The 14864-nt window shown below is 43.9% G+C and carries 9 protein-coding genes; all 9 read right to left on the bottom strand.

Annotated elements, in window-relative coordinates; all coding sequences use genetic code 11:
- Positions 1–180: 180 nt before the first annotated feature.
- Positions 181–882, bottom strand: coding sequence for a hypothetical protein (locus SANK73390_RS11520; protein WP_462766155.1), 702 nt, complete (start codon positions 880–882; stop codon positions 181–183).
- A gap of 328 nt (positions 883–1210) precedes the next feature.
- The gene (locus tag SANK73390_RS11515; protein ID WP_462766154.1) at positions 1211–1918 is read right to left on the bottom strand and encodes a DUF4376 domain-containing protein; all 708 of its coding nucleotides are present in this window, start codon (positions 1916–1918) and stop codon (positions 1211–1213) included.
- Between the two features lie 9 nt (positions 1919–1927).
- Positions 1928–4615 carry a hypothetical protein gene (locus SANK73390_RS11510; protein WP_462766153.1) on the bottom strand — a complete coding sequence of 896 codons (2688 nt, stop codon included), beginning with the start codon at positions 4613–4615 and terminating at the stop codon, positions 1928–1930.
- 21 nt (positions 4616–4636) lie between these two features.
- A complete protein-coding gene (locus SANK73390_RS11505) occupies positions 4637–5854 on the bottom strand; it encodes a hypothetical protein (protein ID WP_462766152.1) in 1218 nt (405 codons plus the stop codon).
- Positions 5855–5927: 73 nt separating this feature from the next.
- Positions 5928–10538: a phage tail protein gene (locus tag SANK73390_RS11500; RefSeq protein WP_462766151.1), complete on the bottom strand. Its 4611-nt coding sequence runs from the start codon at positions 10536–10538 to the stop codon at positions 5928–5930.
- A gap of 5 nt (positions 10539–10543) precedes the next feature.
- On the bottom strand, positions 10544–11161 hold the full coding sequence (locus SANK73390_RS11495; protein WP_462766150.1) for a baseplate hub domain-containing protein: 618 nt from the start codon (positions 11159–11161) through the stop codon (positions 10544–10546).
- A complete protein-coding gene (locus tag SANK73390_RS11490; protein ID WP_261592318.1) occupies positions 11158–11748 on the bottom strand; it encodes a hypothetical protein in 591 nt (196 codons plus the stop codon). Before SANK73390_RS11490 ends, SANK73390_RS11495 begins: the two co-directional genes overlap by 4 nt.
- On the bottom strand, positions 11739–14612 hold the full coding sequence (locus SANK73390_RS11485) for a hypothetical protein (RefSeq protein WP_462766149.1): 2874 nt from the start codon (positions 14610–14612) through the stop codon (positions 11739–11741). The genes SANK73390_RS11490 and SANK73390_RS11485 overlap by 10 nt, the downstream gene beginning before the upstream one ends.
- Positions 14602–14838, bottom strand: a complete 237-nt coding sequence (locus tag SANK73390_RS11480; RefSeq protein ID WP_419095596.1) for a phage tail assembly chaperone — start codon at positions 14836–14838, stop codon at positions 14602–14604. Before SANK73390_RS11480 ends, SANK73390_RS11485 begins: the two co-directional genes overlap by 11 nt.
- Positions 14839–14864: the final 26 nt, after the last annotated feature.

The following is a 14864-nucleotide window of genomic DNA, read 5'->3' as shown; positions in this document are numbered from 1 at the left end:
GTAGGTTCTGACCTTCGTCAGAATGACATGAAGTAGCCTTCTTGAACTTAAGTACGCGTCATCCTGAACTTGTTTCAGGACCTTGTTTTGTTTGAGCTCAGTGTTAAATACCAGAAGGTTCTGACCTTCGTCAGAATGACATATAGTAGTCATCCTGAACTTGTTTCAGAATCTCAAACGCTATGCATCGTAAAAATACAGTGCCACCGTGTTTGTCTGTAATATGTCGGCATTGCTAATAGTATTGGCGTATGTGTTTAAATTCATGGCTGAGGTGGCATCAAGCCACTGCTCATTTTGCTTATAAGCACAAAACTCAGGCCCTTCAGCGAGTGCTTGTTGATTAAGAGCAAATGTCGTATTTGTGCCATTGGGTATATGATTTGAGTTGTACTGCCCTATCACTCCTTTGGGAAAGGTGTCGGCAATTTTTTGTGGCGCACCAATTATGTCGATGTAGGGCATGGCACTAAACTCTTCCCCCTGCGCCTCTGTTGCTATCATAATTTGTGCCGTTACTTGGCTGTGTTCGCCTAATGTATTGCCACTGCTAAACCAGTTTTCATCCTCGGTATTAGGGTTAACCAAGGCTAGGTCTTCACCATTGAGCACCACGCAGCTATTTACTTGCACCCATTCGTGCAAAGCGTGCCCACCTGCAAACGAGGCCATATTGGTATTACCAAAAGAGGTAAATTTAATCAGCACCGGTTGGCTCATTTGTATTACGCCACTGGCCGCAAAATATTGCTCGCGATTAAGCACAGGTAAGTTTTGGGTTAGTGGATTGGCCTCAGGCGAAGGCACTTGACTGTCGATAAAAATAGTATTGCTAGATGCACGGCAAATATCGCTATGCACTAAAGTGAAAGGATTTATCATGGTAGATACTCTGTTTGTGCGCTCACACCTAATCGCCATGTTTGCACTAGGTGGTATGGCGTGTATTTAGCCAAATACGGATAAACAAAAAATAGCCACAAACACACTTAAGTGGTTGTGGCTATTACATACGGGAAAAGACTAATATTTCAACTTAATCAAATAGTAGCAGTATTTAAGATAAGAAAACGGTCAACTTTGACCGTTTTAAAAATGAAAGGAAATAACCACCATTTTGGTGGCTATTTTTGTTGAAAAGCCTGCTCAATTCTCGCTCTATTTAAACAGCGGTATTAAGTAACACCAAAAAACATCGCGACATTACTCCCTATTGCTGAACCCATACCTGCGATTGCTGTTGCGCAGCCAATAAACACGCCTGTGTGAGTTGCTGCTTGGTGACTTCTGCTGCTTGGTTGTTTGCTAACACCCAAAGCTGCTTGTCGGCATCAGACATTAATAGTATTGCTCTGGCCATGCGCTGCTGGCTTAGCTCATCACCATCAAACTCCATACCATCAACTTCAACAGTTATAGCTGCAACATTTGCTGCGCGCTGGGCTTTAAAGCGTTCGCGTTTTACTGCTTCAATTTGCTCATTGCTGTGAGCGATAGTTTTAGGGTGGTGATAGGCAATATGGGTGTCATCGTCATACACCACATGCGCATCTTGTGCTTCGGTTGTGATTTCTAAATCAACCTCAACCTTTTTGATTTCATAGCAAGCGCGACGTTTTGCTAAATCAATTAATGGCTCGTCAGGGCGTGTTGGCACCTCCACACGCTCCGTAGGGTTTTCTGCATTATGTGCCTGTGCTTGCTCAATCGCCTCTTCAATTGCTGGCAATGCTTCAAGCCATTGTGCATGCGCTTGCTCGTGTGCCGATTGCTCTTGCTCGATAGCCAGTTGCAGTGCTTGCGTTATTTGCTCACGCGGGTGACGTAGGGCTATTTTAGTGTGTACATCTTGATACGTTGTCACAGGCTGCTGCTCTGTGACCAGTTCATTTACTTGTTCAGTCATTTGTTTGCTCATAGCAGGGCCTTAGTTGTTGTATGCAATACCAATGGGAAATTGAGTGTGATGGCAAAATACTTTGACGGTGTTGCCGTTGAGGTCGATTTTAACGTTTTCACCATCAACGATAGGAATGGTTTGGTCGTCGCCCCAATCGGTGCCGTTGTGTTTTAGTTCAGCGCCATTGAATTGTAGGTATAGCAGGCCGTTTTTTTCAGTAACCGTGTCAAACACTTTAAATGCACAACTGTTATTCAAAGGCTTCCTTAACATAATGGCGTTATGTTTAGGCGATGCTTGCTCAGGTAAACTACCACGCCCCATAAACTGTGCATTATCTGCACCTAAATCTAAATCAAGCGTATACCCTGTGAGTGGCAATGTTCTAGTTTCTCCGTTCCCTTGCCCTGAAATAGGGTAACGCCCTATCAGACTTTCCATTAACCTAGCCCCACGAACAGCAAGAAAATTACTGCTGGAGAATACGTTACCAAATGCATGTATTGGCGAGTTATTAAAGCTGTTAGTGATATTTGATGATGATTCATAGTTAAGTAATGCGATAATAGATGGATTCCAACTTCCCGAACTTGTATTTTTAACCACATCAAAGCCGACATTTGAGTTGGTCCATGTTTGCCCTAAATCACCCGTGTATGTCGCGTTTAATGTGCTGCCTGTCATTTTTTTGTTCAGCGAATATCCAGATGAGTTATCTGGTAGCTTTGGTATCCACTGGCCAACAACACCATCTGGGAATGTCGCTGCGATATTTTCAGGCGTGCCGATAATGTCAACCCAAGGGAGTGAGTCAAATTCAGCGCTGGGCATCTCTAGTTGTGTATCAAACGACCATATCATAGTCAGTAGCGTGCCATTCGGTACATCTTGCTCCGTACGAATATATAGCAAGTCATCTGGAGAGTACTTGTTAATAATTGGCAATAGCTGCTGAGTATCATGACGGTAAATATATCCAGCGCCACAGTGGTACGAACCAGTTAGAGAGGAGACTACCGGAACCGGGCTCGGCCTTTTCCCAAATTTTGCAATCAAATTCTCAGTATTCAGATGTGCCGACCCATTTTCACCTAACCAGTAGCCTGTGTTGTTAAAGAAGCCGCCTGATTTAACATAAGTATAAGTTCGGGTAAAAGGCAGCTTTTCCTTGCCGCGCAATGTGCCGGCAACCGATTTGCGCATGGTGTCTTCACGTAGCTGGTTTACATCTAACTTATTAGCATTTAGGCGTAAATCTTCAACTTGGCCTGCGTAGATGGCGTCGTGATATTTGTATTGGTCTGAACGACCTCCTGATGCACTGGCAATAGAGCCATCACCGGCTGAATTCTGAGGAACATCTGTAAATGCTTGCAACTTTGAATTGATTTTATAATGTTGATTTAACCATGTAACCGTGGTCGAACCATTCCAAATATAAGCGGTACCCATCGGGTTATAGCTGGGGTGATATGCCCCTTGGTTTAAGCGTTGAACGAGCGCAATTGGGATAGCAAAACACTTTCCTTCCTTGATATTTCTATCTCCCCAGTGTGTTTCACCAGCTCCTATGGTATTGAGTCCGTATGCACTGTCACGGTTCCTGTAAGACACAGTGATGATTGAACCATTACGAAAGTCAGCGGTGTTATCTATTTTACTACCTCTTGCTATTACGTGATAACTCGAGCTTCTGTCTGCTAAGAAAAGGTTATAATCTCGATTTGCACCATCATATGCTCGCCAATCATCTCCAAACCCTTCAACAACTCTAACCCTATAACGTACCTGAATATACGCTTTGGCTTTGGGGTCAAAGTAAATATTGTGCTCTGGCTCACTTAAGAACACCGCTTTTTGCTCATCCGTGAGTGTTGACCACTTAACGCTATTGCCTTTGGTGTTTTGGTCCCACTCACCAAATGCTGAGTAGCCTTGTGCTACTAGGTTATTGAGCAGCGCAATACCTTGATAACTACTTGCGCCGTATTGCACATTACCCAGCGGGTATACCACATCTTTATCAGCGATTTTTTCATGCCAAGATTCTAAAAACACCAGGTCTTTGCGAGAGGTAATAACCTTATCAGTGTCGGTTTCTGATGCAAATGCAACCTCAGCTGTGCTATGTTGGGTCACTGTGCCTGTGGCCGAGTCGTAGGTTTTAGTGCCGTCGGGGGCTTGTGGGAGTTTTGGCAGTACATAATCTTTGTGTCCAACTTTTGAAAGAGCCAAAAAGACTCCATCAACTAACACTTTAGAGCCATTACTTAACGATTCACCGCTCCCCCCACTGTCGGAATCTGCAACTCCCAACGAGATTGAATTAGGTCGATTTAACCAAGTCCACATCCCTTCGTTGACGGGTTGGTACTGCGGAGCATTTATGTGCTTCCCCCACTCAACAAACCCTGAACCCGCATATTGTTGCTTACGCATTTGGCGTAGGGCATCAAATTGAGCTTTGCTCATTACATCTGGGTGCGGGTTCACGCTTTGCGCTTGTTCCACTAGGGTTTTGAGCGTTGGCGTTGGGTGTTTGTTGCCGTTTTGGTCAGTCAGCTCTACCGTGCCTTGTTGTGTTTGCCAATCTCTCATGACTTGGCTGTTGCTTGCCAAAGCATCGTGTGTGCCTTGGTACTGGGTGTTTAGCTGGGTGTGTTTTGCAGTTACATTTTCCAGCGCTGTAACTGCATTCGTCAGTTCTGTGCTCATGGTGGTTACCTTAATTTATATCTAAACTGGGAATAGTTGGTTAATTTGTTGCGGTGTGAGTGCGTTATTTAATAGCGCGTTGAGCGCGGTATTCAGCTTGTTGTTTTGCTCGCTCAGCCTATTGGCACCTAGCGCGCTTAATGCCGCATGGGCTTTCATATGCAGTGCATCGAGTGATGAAGTTTGCGCTGCTATTTGTGCCGCCTCACTTGCTGCAACTGCCGCGTCTTTTGCTGCATTTGCCTGAGTTAAGTCATGGCTTAGCGTAGTGGCAATATTTTCAATCTGACTCTGTGAGGTAACCGCTTTATCACTGGCATTCATGGCATTAAAAGCGTGCTGCTGTAAATGTTGCTCTTTTAATGCCGTTTGCTCGCTATACTCTTTGGCGGTTAGTGCAATGGCACTTTTGGCCACACTCACGGCGCTGTTAATTTCGCCTGCTTTTTTAGCAACCTGTGATTGGGCTGTTGCACAAATAGCCGCAGCGGCATGGCTATGGGCTTTATCTAACTCAACGCGTTGGGCGATTTGCTCGGCCTGTGTGTTTAGCTCAAACACTGCTTGTTGCGCAGCAATAGCTTGCTTGGTTTGCGCTGCCACTGTGCTTGCTTGGGTAGTAACCGCATCGTGGGCAGTTATTACCTCATCATGCTTAACTGTTACTTTTTTACTGGCGCTGATAACTTGCGGGTAAACTGCGTCAAACTCACTTATGCGCGGCTCAACCGTGGCTAAGCTTTGCTTATTCTGCTCAATGGTTTGCGCCATGGTTGCTAGGTCGCTGCTGGCACTCATAGCCACTTGTGCCAACTGGGCAATTTTTGTTGGCGTAGGAATAACCGTTTGCTCACCTAAAAACGTGGTAATTGGGTAAGTGCTATCCGTGCTTGCAAACCAGCCGGTTATTTCACGTTCACGCTTGTGCCATCGACCTTGCAACTTTTGCAAGTCCATCGCAAGAGTTGCATTTATTGTATTGGTAAAGTTTTGAACAATACCATAAGAAACGTTTTCAACACCTATTGAGAGTGAAAATGTTCGACCATCAATATATGAAGCTGATAACCGGGTATCTGATGCAATCTCTTTAATGCAAAGCAAATGATGCTGTTGCGCTATTACAAAGTAAATTAAGTCATTCACCTTAAGCTTTGCGTCTGTCTTCCAGTGAGTATCAACCCCTTGAATGACAGCCGAGTTTGCCTCTAAACTAATGCTGCCTTGAGTATATGCCATATTCTATTCCATTGATTTAATAAGATATTATGGCTAGAAATTAGCCTGATAATTGTTTGAAAAATAAACTGAATTAGCCGAATCGGTAAACGACGGCGATTAACTTTGATTCAGTGCCGGACGAAAACGTAACTGGCTCTACCTCAGTACAGGTAGCAACAGTATAGTTATACAGAAAGTCATCATTTTGATTTTGTGCGTGGCCTTCGTTCGGTGATGCACATAAATTATCACCGGGGTGAATATCTCCTCCAGCACCACAAACCAACATCATTCCCTCGCCAATGCTATTACATTGACCAATAACCCATTCGGTGTCTGGATGTTGTTCAATGAATTGTCTAAATGGTTCATTATTTTTAAGATCATGCTGCGCTTGAATTTCTCTACATCCCAACCAAACGCCAAAACAATTTTTGCGCTCTAAGCCTGTACAAGGAGATATTACAAATTGACTTTGACTTAAACTTGGGCTGCCAATGAACTGCTTCCTCATCATTAATTGGCCTTCAGTGAGCAGCTCAGCTTTACTCTTTTCTATCAAAGCTTCATGACCTGCTGTGAACGGGTATACAGTACCATCTATCCTTGCATTTTCTTCAGTATATAGGCCATACCACCCTGCTGTAGCTTCACCTATGACACCATACTTGCGGCCTTTTCCTCGAACGCCCGCGCTATCGTTACTCTCTGAACTACCTTTCACGCCATCGTTAAATGCACTTAACCCCCTAACACCGTCTCTAGATTCACTATAACCAATAACGCCATAACCATCAGACGATTTGAATAAGCCAGCACCACTGTCTCTAAAGCCTCTAAAGTCAGTCACTCGAAAATCTGAGAAGATCCTTCCCACACTGGGAATATCAATCGCACCTCGTACCGTGCTGATGTAATTACTGTGTACATGCTCGGCGGTGACAGTCCCTGAAACCAACATACTACCGTCAATAAATGCTTCTATAGCGTGCCAACTCCCAGAGCGATATTCATAGGCAATACCACCTGAGGTGATGTACACATCCTTTGGCACCGGATACCGACCCGTATCCGCTTTAAAATTGACATTGCTTGCACTTGAACGCGTCCCCCTTACAAAGGCTGAACCTGCTGTTCCGGCATCTCCTTTTTGTCCTTGTGGACCCCTCTGACCTTGCGGACCCTGAGGGCCCTGCTTGCCATTGCTACCATCCTTGCCATTGCTACCATCTCTGCCATTGCTACCATCTCTGCCATTGCTACCATCACGCCCATCAGTTCCTCTGAGCTGTTCTTTATCATAAATATCACTGCCACCAATACGTAATTTTCTAGCAACTATTTCACCATCAAAGACATACCTACTATCAGTATTACTCCAATAAACACTCGGTTGACCATTAGTGTTGAGTAACCGCATAGAATCAGCCATCAAGTCGATTCTCGATACCCCATTACCACCGCTAATATTAATCCCAGTTACGCGGTTATTATGGTCAACACCTAAAAATGCTCTGGCATTTAGCTGACCTAAACTGTTATTGTGCGCTTGCAAAGTCAGTTTTGCATTTGCAACTCCAGTTTCAGCGTTTGAAACGCGTGAGGTCAATTGATTCAGTGCAGTAGCGTTGCCGTGCGCATCGGAGTCAACACGATTGACATGATCTGCAATAGCCGCAAGTCCCTTGTCTTCATCGTTGATAGCCACTCTAATTTGCGCAATCGCTTGATGATTACCATCCACATTAGCCGACACTTGCTCAATACGTTCAATATTGGCACTGACGTTTTCATTAACGCGAGCAGACAACTCGTTAATTGAAGAACTAATCGCACTGTCTGTTTGCGCTGAAGTATAAAAGCTACTGGTTAAGTAAGCTTCGTTTTGCGCTATCTTTGATGACAATTGCTGTTCAGAAAACGCTATTGCTTGGCGCGTATCCACCTTGGTCATGTAATTTTGACTCAACGTAGCTTGATTGTTATCAACTTTGGCTTCAAGCTCCTGAACTGAAGCTGCTATCGCAGAGTCGGTGTTTGCCTTGGTGTAATACCCTGTTGTTAGAGTAGAAAAATTATCATTTACTTTGCTTTCTAGTGAGTTAAATGAGGTAACGATTGCCTCATCAGTCTGCACTTTAGTCAAGTAATGCTGTTTTAAGTGAGCATGATTTTCATCTACTTTGGCATCCAATTGTAAGGTTTTAAACGCTGTCGCCTGCTCGTTATCGGCAACAACTATCGAAAGGTCATCTATTGATACTTTATTGCTCTCATAGCTTTGTTCAAGATCGACAGTTTTGATTAATGTATAATTAAAGTCCTCTTCTTGATTGATCACATCATCAAGTACAGAATTAACCAATGCATCAACACCTTCGATTTCTTCTGCCACTTGGGACTGCAAGTTAGATAAATCTAACCTGACAGCATCTAAATCAGGCTTTTCTACTCCCAGCCCTGATGAAGAAAAGCTTTGATAGCTAGTTAGCTTGTCATCATAATCTGCTTGCAACATTAATGAACTAGTATTTTCACCAATCACTGAGAGGTTAATACTGTTCGGTTCTAGGTCAGCGTCATCACCTGTTTCTTCAAGCGACAAACTGCCAGTAACTTCGTCCAACTGAATTGCAAATGATTTACTGGCTACTAACTCATCAACATAATAAACAGAGTACACAGCGCTAAGAGCTAACGTACTAGGCTGCCAATTACCTGGCTTGCCAGTCCAATGAGGTGACTGAGATAGCGTAAACTCGCCTTGGTAGTTTGGGCTAGGTAAACCAATGCCATACTCTACAAAAACATCATGTGCGTTTCTTGTGGTAACTAGCGTTTCTACCCATTGTGACACCCCTGCCGCATTAATTGTACGGCACTTAAACAAATAGGTATTTTCAGGTTTAAGACCGGTGTAGGTATAGACCTGCGACTTAACTATGTTTCTTGCTTTTTGGCTATCCACTTCGCCAAAAAACTGCCATTCAAAGGTAGTCCCCAGACCTGCCCCTTCAATCGACGCACTTAACGTAACACTATCATGGTTAAGTTCATCTACCGTTACACTCGGCTCACTAGGCACTGCCAACGTAAAAGACAAGGTCGCTGCGCTACTACGATAGCCAAGCAAATTAACCGCATATACACTAACTTCGTACTCACCTGCATCCAGCGCTAAAGAAATAGACTGCAGTGTGGTATCGCCTGATTTTATGACCTTATTTTCTCTTCGAACTTGGTATTCAAAGTCACTAAGCGGCGATTGCCATTGCACCTTTAATTTGTTGTCTGTGCCCACACTTGCTTGCAATCCAGTTGGTGGGTTTGGTTTGCGCGAATTATAGGTAGAGTCGGGAATTATCGGTTGTGACTTGCTCGGTAGCCAAGAGTAGTGACTGGGCTGGTGTTCAACCATACTCAGGTCCACTTCACCGTTGCCAGTAAGCACTATATCAGTTAATACAAACGGCTTTTGATCAAAGCCCAGCGCTTGGTCACTAACTCGAACAATATCACCTATGGCAAGTAAAGCGGCGTCATCACGGGCGGTAAATTTAATACTTAGTTGTTCACGGCTTTTACGGGCAATAAACTCAGCTAAACGCTTGGCTTCATAAAAGTTATTAAGTGTTTCAATTTTAATTTTTTTATTTAGCTTTATGCCGTTATCTTCCGCTCGCCACTGACCCTCTATCTCACTATTTTTTTCAGGGAATACTGCATCTTGAAGCTTTCCATTGCGTTCAACATCATAATATTGCACCGTTACTTGGTTAAAGCGGTCTTTTTTAGAGGCGTCGTTAACGTCAATATCACTAACAATGGTTTGCGCATTCGCTTGCCATGCCACAGGGGCTTTATCAGTATCTATAACCAGTGTAAGTTTACCGTTAACCACAGGCAAGCTTGCACGCATTGCCGCCAGTAGCATTTCACAATTAGCTTTAATCGATTTACCAGTATCTAAACGCACATTAGAGGTATAAAGCGGTATCATCCCCCCGCCTTCATGGCTCTGTACTTGCAAGTCACACATAGTGGCTGCACGTTTAAAGCTGGCTATATCTAGGTCAGATTTATCTAACCCTTTACCATAGTAATCGTTCGTTAAATAATCGTATAGCTGCAAGGCAGGGTTTGAGCTTGAATTACTATTCCTTTGCCTGCGAACATCATAAATACTCGGTTGTACAATATCGGCTGTTACATTTGGTCTGGCACCAAAAAGAGGATCTTTTGCTCCCTTTTCTAATCGCACATAACTGTATAATAACCCTTCTGGGTGATTAAAGTGAGGTATCCAGCCGCTGCCATTGAGATACGTTCTATCACACACAGTGCCATCATAGTGTGATGCATGAGCCCAACGGCCACCGTCTTTAGCATCAAACTTACTAGAAGTTATTGGTTCATCATCAATATATAGCGTTTTTACTAATGCGCCGTTAGATTCTCCCCATACAATAATTAAGTGCAGTAAGTCATTTTTTGTATCGTCCGAGTCAACATCATTAGTAGCACGATAAATAATTGTACCGCCAGTACGTTGAACTGAACCATAAATGACAGGAATACTGGCGTCTGTTGCTGGAGCAGTAAAATCAACACCTTGGACTGAATTTGCTTGTTTTAGCTCAGGCTCTAAATCAATGCCCACCAACTTAAATACTTTATTAAAAAATCCGCTTAAAAATCCCATAATGATTAAGGCCTCTGATGCTCATTATTATTGTTGTTATCCCGATAATAATCATATTCAGGCTCTGGCTTAGCTTCTTTTGAGCGCACCGTGCCATTACCCTCTTTGCCCCAAGGCACCGAATCATCCAAAAATGGCGTATGCTCAAACGGGTCTGTATCAGGGTAGAATTTTTGATGGCTTGCAGTATTAGTTTGTCTACCTGCGGACTTTTCAAAGTCGGCCCAAATAGAGCTCACGGTAAAGCTTAACGAGCCTGATGAATTCATATTCATTTTGGCTATCAAGCCTTTGTATAAAGACATAATACCTACGGGGCCTGCTGCACCAATTATCATCTTTGACAGCTCAACGTTACGATTCATCCACTTTTCATTTAAACCCAGTGCAATCACGGCGGGGTCTAGTGCATTAAAATTGAGCTTTAAATCACCAATACGAATACCACTACTGTGCTTTAGCGAGCTGAAGCTTTTAAACATGCCAGCAAGGTAAATTTGACCGTTATGACTTACATCTTCGTCAGCATCCGTCATATATATTTTTCCCCAATCAAACTCAATGTCTAACAGGTGACAAAATTGATAATTGCCTGCCAATGTTTGTGCTAAAGCAGTTGTCATGACGGTATTACCTCCACCAGCTCAACACTGACCGGGATTGGACGGCCTGCCGAAATAGACATTTCGGTGTCATCATCATCGCTATAAACTAAAAACTGCACCTGTTCGCCACTGCTTAGTTGTGTATTACCACTCACATTGCTTTTTAATTTGGGGTAAAAGTGCACAATGTCGGCATCATGGTTGTAACCCGTCACCTGATAAACTTTGTCGTGACCGGCAAATTGAATAAAGTCGCCTGCGGCAAACGCATTGCCCTCTCCTTTTGCACTTACACGAATACGCACCGAGCTTTCACCTGTTAGCAATGACTCTGCAATATAGGTGAGCTTGGCACTGCCAACTGCGGGTAATGGATTAGGCAAATAAGTTTTTTCAAATACGCCATCAAGGCTGGCTATTTGTACGTAAGCCGCCATAGCCTCTTGATAAGGCAGTGGCGTTGTTGTTAACTTAATTCGCCACCGTTGTGGTTGGCCGAGTTGGCGTACTTGACGGGTAAAGCTGTATTTATTTTTGGTGACAAGGCTTTTTGTCTCTGACGAAATTTTGGCCTTAGCGATTTGTGTTAATGCGGTTAATCCCATTCTCCGGACTCCATTGCATAACGTACATCTTGCATAATTTTGGCACGTTCGCGCTTCATCACTTGCGCAACGCCCTGTTGATCATTGGCATTGATGACGTAGTTAAATTTGACTGATTTATCGATGTTTTGTGGGGTAGATTCTGCCCCCGAATTTGCCGCACTTAGTCCTGCTGTGGTACGACGACTGGTGACATTCACAGGGCCTGAAATAAGCTCAGGGCCATACTCGCCTACAAGGCCTATTTTACCTGCGGGAATTAAGCCGCCATGGTCATAAGCGCCTGAGTAGTTGGTAGATTTAATGGCCTGTACATTTGCCATACCTGCAGAAACCGCCGCTGCTGCCGCCGCAATACCCAATGCAGGGCCAACATAAGGAATACCAGCAAGTGAAGAGTAGGCATTAGTTGCCGATTCATAGGTTTTAATGGTGGTTTGTGCAATGGCTGCCGCTTTTGCCGCTTTAGATTGTTTACCACCAAAACTGGCTGCAACGTTGGCAACCCCTCCAAAAAAGTCAGATGCTTGGTTTAATCTTTGTGATTGCTGATCTCGCTCTATATCAGCAAGCGCTTTGTTTTTTTGCTTAGTTTGTTCAACTTCAACCTGTTTTTGTTGCTCTGTAAATGTTTGTGTGGCAGCAAGCTTTTCAGCATTTTTTTCCTCTTGTTGAAGAGCGTCATCTTCTGTTTGCTCAGCACTGCCTTCATCTTCCTCACTGTCGCCTTGTTCACCAAATATATCCGTGAGCAGGCCTTTACCTGATTCAAAAACCTCAACCGTTGCACTGATTGCTTCTTCAACATTGTCAGGATTGCTTAAGTCAGCTGAAAAAGCGTCTCCTACGCTTTGCATCTGAGACATAAAACCTGTTGCGCCCGCCAGCAAGCTCTCATGTTGCTGTTGCTGCTGCTCAATCAGTAAATTCTTTCGCTGTTGCGCTTGTTTAATTTCAACTTCAGTTTGCTTAACTTGCTTATCTTCAGCAACTTTTATTGGGTCGCTTATAACAGGCTTTTTCAGCCCTATTTCATCGTTGGTTTTAGCGTTTTTAAAGGCTTTTTGCCGTGCTTCATTGGCTTTGTCATGCTCTTCACGTAATTGCTTTACCTTAGCTATTTGAGCATCAACAGCAGAAATTGATGCATCTCTTTCTTGCTCAATCAGTTTTATGCTTTGCTCTTTTGATTTGGCAATTGCGCTGTGTTGTTCATCAAAAAATGCGCTGCTGGCTTTCGCCTTCGCCTGCCCTTGTGCTACTACATTCGCTGATGCCGCGTCATAATTAAAGGTATCGCCATCAAAAGGGTTTAGTAAATCAAGTAACTCTTTACCGACAACCCCCGCTTTAGACAACATCAGGTCAAACTGTGCAAGCAGTTGCTGTTTAAATTGGCTAGCGTACAAATTTGCCGATGCTGGTAAGTAGCTCAGGTGGAGCAGTAAGGTATCGACCATCTGCCCTGCATTTGCTGGCAAATGCAGTAATGCCGAGCTAATCCAATCTAACGAATCACCGAGGTTTTCTTGTAACCAATTAAATGCTTTTATCACTGACTGAGTAGCAAGCTTGGCAAATTCGTCAAATTTGAAGGCGTGTGCAATTGTGCTGAGGTAGCCAACTAGCTCACCAGAGGCCAGCATTTCGTTAAACTCACCCAGCGCTAACGTTGCAACTGAAATAGAACCTTTAATTACATCGCCAACGCCCGCATCGCCAATGTTTAAAAACAGCTCATCCCACTGCGACCCAAATTGCTGTATTTTGCCGTCCATGGTGTCCATTTCTTTGGCCATGGCACCGGCAAAATTGTTTTGCCCTAACTGGGTAAGGTAGCCTTGAATGCTCTCACTGTTATCTTTTATGTTGGTGGTAATGCCATTGTAAGTCAGCGTTAGCATGTCACCATTTTTAGCGGCTGTTACACCCAGATCAGCAAACGCCGATTTCTGTACATTCGCCTGATTAGACGTAGCATTAATAACAGCATTCGACACATCTTCTAGTGTCATACCCAGCGTGCTGGCAATATCTCCATAAGCCGTCATGGCTTTTTGCGTAGGCGTTAATCCATTGTTATACAACGCCATAAATGAGTTTGTTGTTTGCTCAATACTATGTGGCGTGTCTTGCGCTATTTCTTTGAGGTTGGCAAATATTGCTTTGCTCTTTTGTGAGCTGGCACCAATAGTGTTAATGCGTGCTTCGAGGGTTTCAAACTCCCTGCTCACTCTAATCACTTCACCGCCCACAGCGGCAGCGGCACCCGCAACAACCGTAACCGCTCCAGCAACTTTGCCTAACCCTTTGCCCGCGGCACTTGCCAGCTTAGCTAACTTACCGCCCCTTTTTTTAGGTTTGGTGCTGTTATCAAAACCTTCCGATGCCTGTGACGGTGCATTTAACACCGAGTTAAAGCCACCACCCGCCTTTGCGCTTTTGTTAAATTGAGTTTCTAGTTGGGCCAGCTTATTGGTGGCTGAATGGGACTTTTGCTCAAGTGACGAGAGCGACTCGTTAATATTTGAGCTAAACCCAGCGATAGATTTGCCAGACTTTTGTAATTGCCCAGCAAGTCGAATAAAAGTCTTACCCGAACCATCAACATTTTTTTTAAGTCCGGTAAATGTTTTACCTGACGCTTTAATTTCTTTAGCAAAACCTGCTGATGCTTTACCTGCCAACTGCAAGCCTTTTATAAAACTTGCTACAGATTTTTTCGTTGCATCAATATCATCAGCAAGTTGCGCACTGGCTTTGGCGGTTTTTTTAAATTGATCTTCGAGTTTTGAAAGTTCACGCGTTGCGCTAGTAGATTCTTTAATTAACAACGAAAGGGAAAGCTCAGCGTTAGTTGCCATGCATAACACTCCAATAAATTCGGTCTATTGAGCGCAAAAGATCGACCTCCCAGGAGCGGAGGTGTTTGCGCGTTAAGGACGACCAGTGGTGGATTTCGGTAAAATTGAGTGGTTTGTCGCTTTTGAGCTCTAAATACCAGTGCCATAAATAAGCAAGTTCGTCTGGCAGAGCAACTTGCTCTGCCAGCTCGCTTGGCTTATGGCCCGTGGTTTTGAAAACCTGTATGAGCGCTTGTTTACGGGTTAAGCGTG

This window comes from Pseudoalteromonas sp. SANK 73390, from assembly GCF_054966645.1.
Note: the sequence above shows the minus strand (reverse complement) of the source record. Positions and strands in the feature narration are given on the sequence as shown.

Coding starts and splice junctions, on each gene's coding strand:
- SANK73390_RS11505 (WP_462766152.1), bottom strand. CDS start 5,854: ATGGCATATACTCAAGGCAGCATTAGTTTAGAGGCAAACTCGGCTGTC.
- SANK73390_RS11520 (WP_462766155.1), bottom strand. CDS start 882: ATGATAAATCCTTTCACTTTAGTGCATAGCGATATTTGCCGTGCATCT.
- SANK73390_RS11490 (WP_261592318.1), bottom strand. CDS start 11,748: ATGGGATTAACCGCATTAACACAAATCGCTAAGGCCAAAATTTCGTCA.
- SANK73390_RS11515 (WP_462766154.1), bottom strand. CDS start 1,918: ATGAGCAAACAAATGACTGAACAAGTAAATGAACTGGTCACAGAGCAG.
- SANK73390_RS11485 (WP_462766149.1), bottom strand. CDS start 14,612: ATGGCAACTAACGCTGAGCTTTCCCTTTCGTTGTTAATTAAAGAATCT.
- SANK73390_RS11510 (WP_462766153.1), bottom strand. CDS start 4,615: ATGAGCACAGAACTGACGAATGCAGTTACAGCGCTGGAAAATGTAACT.
- SANK73390_RS11500 (WP_462766151.1), bottom strand. CDS start 10,538: ATGGGATTTTTAAGCGGATTTTTTAATAAAGTATTTAAGTTGGTGGGC.
- SANK73390_RS11495 (WP_462766150.1), bottom strand. CDS start 11,161: ATGACAACTGCTTTAGCACAAACATTGGCAGGCAATTATCAATTTTGT.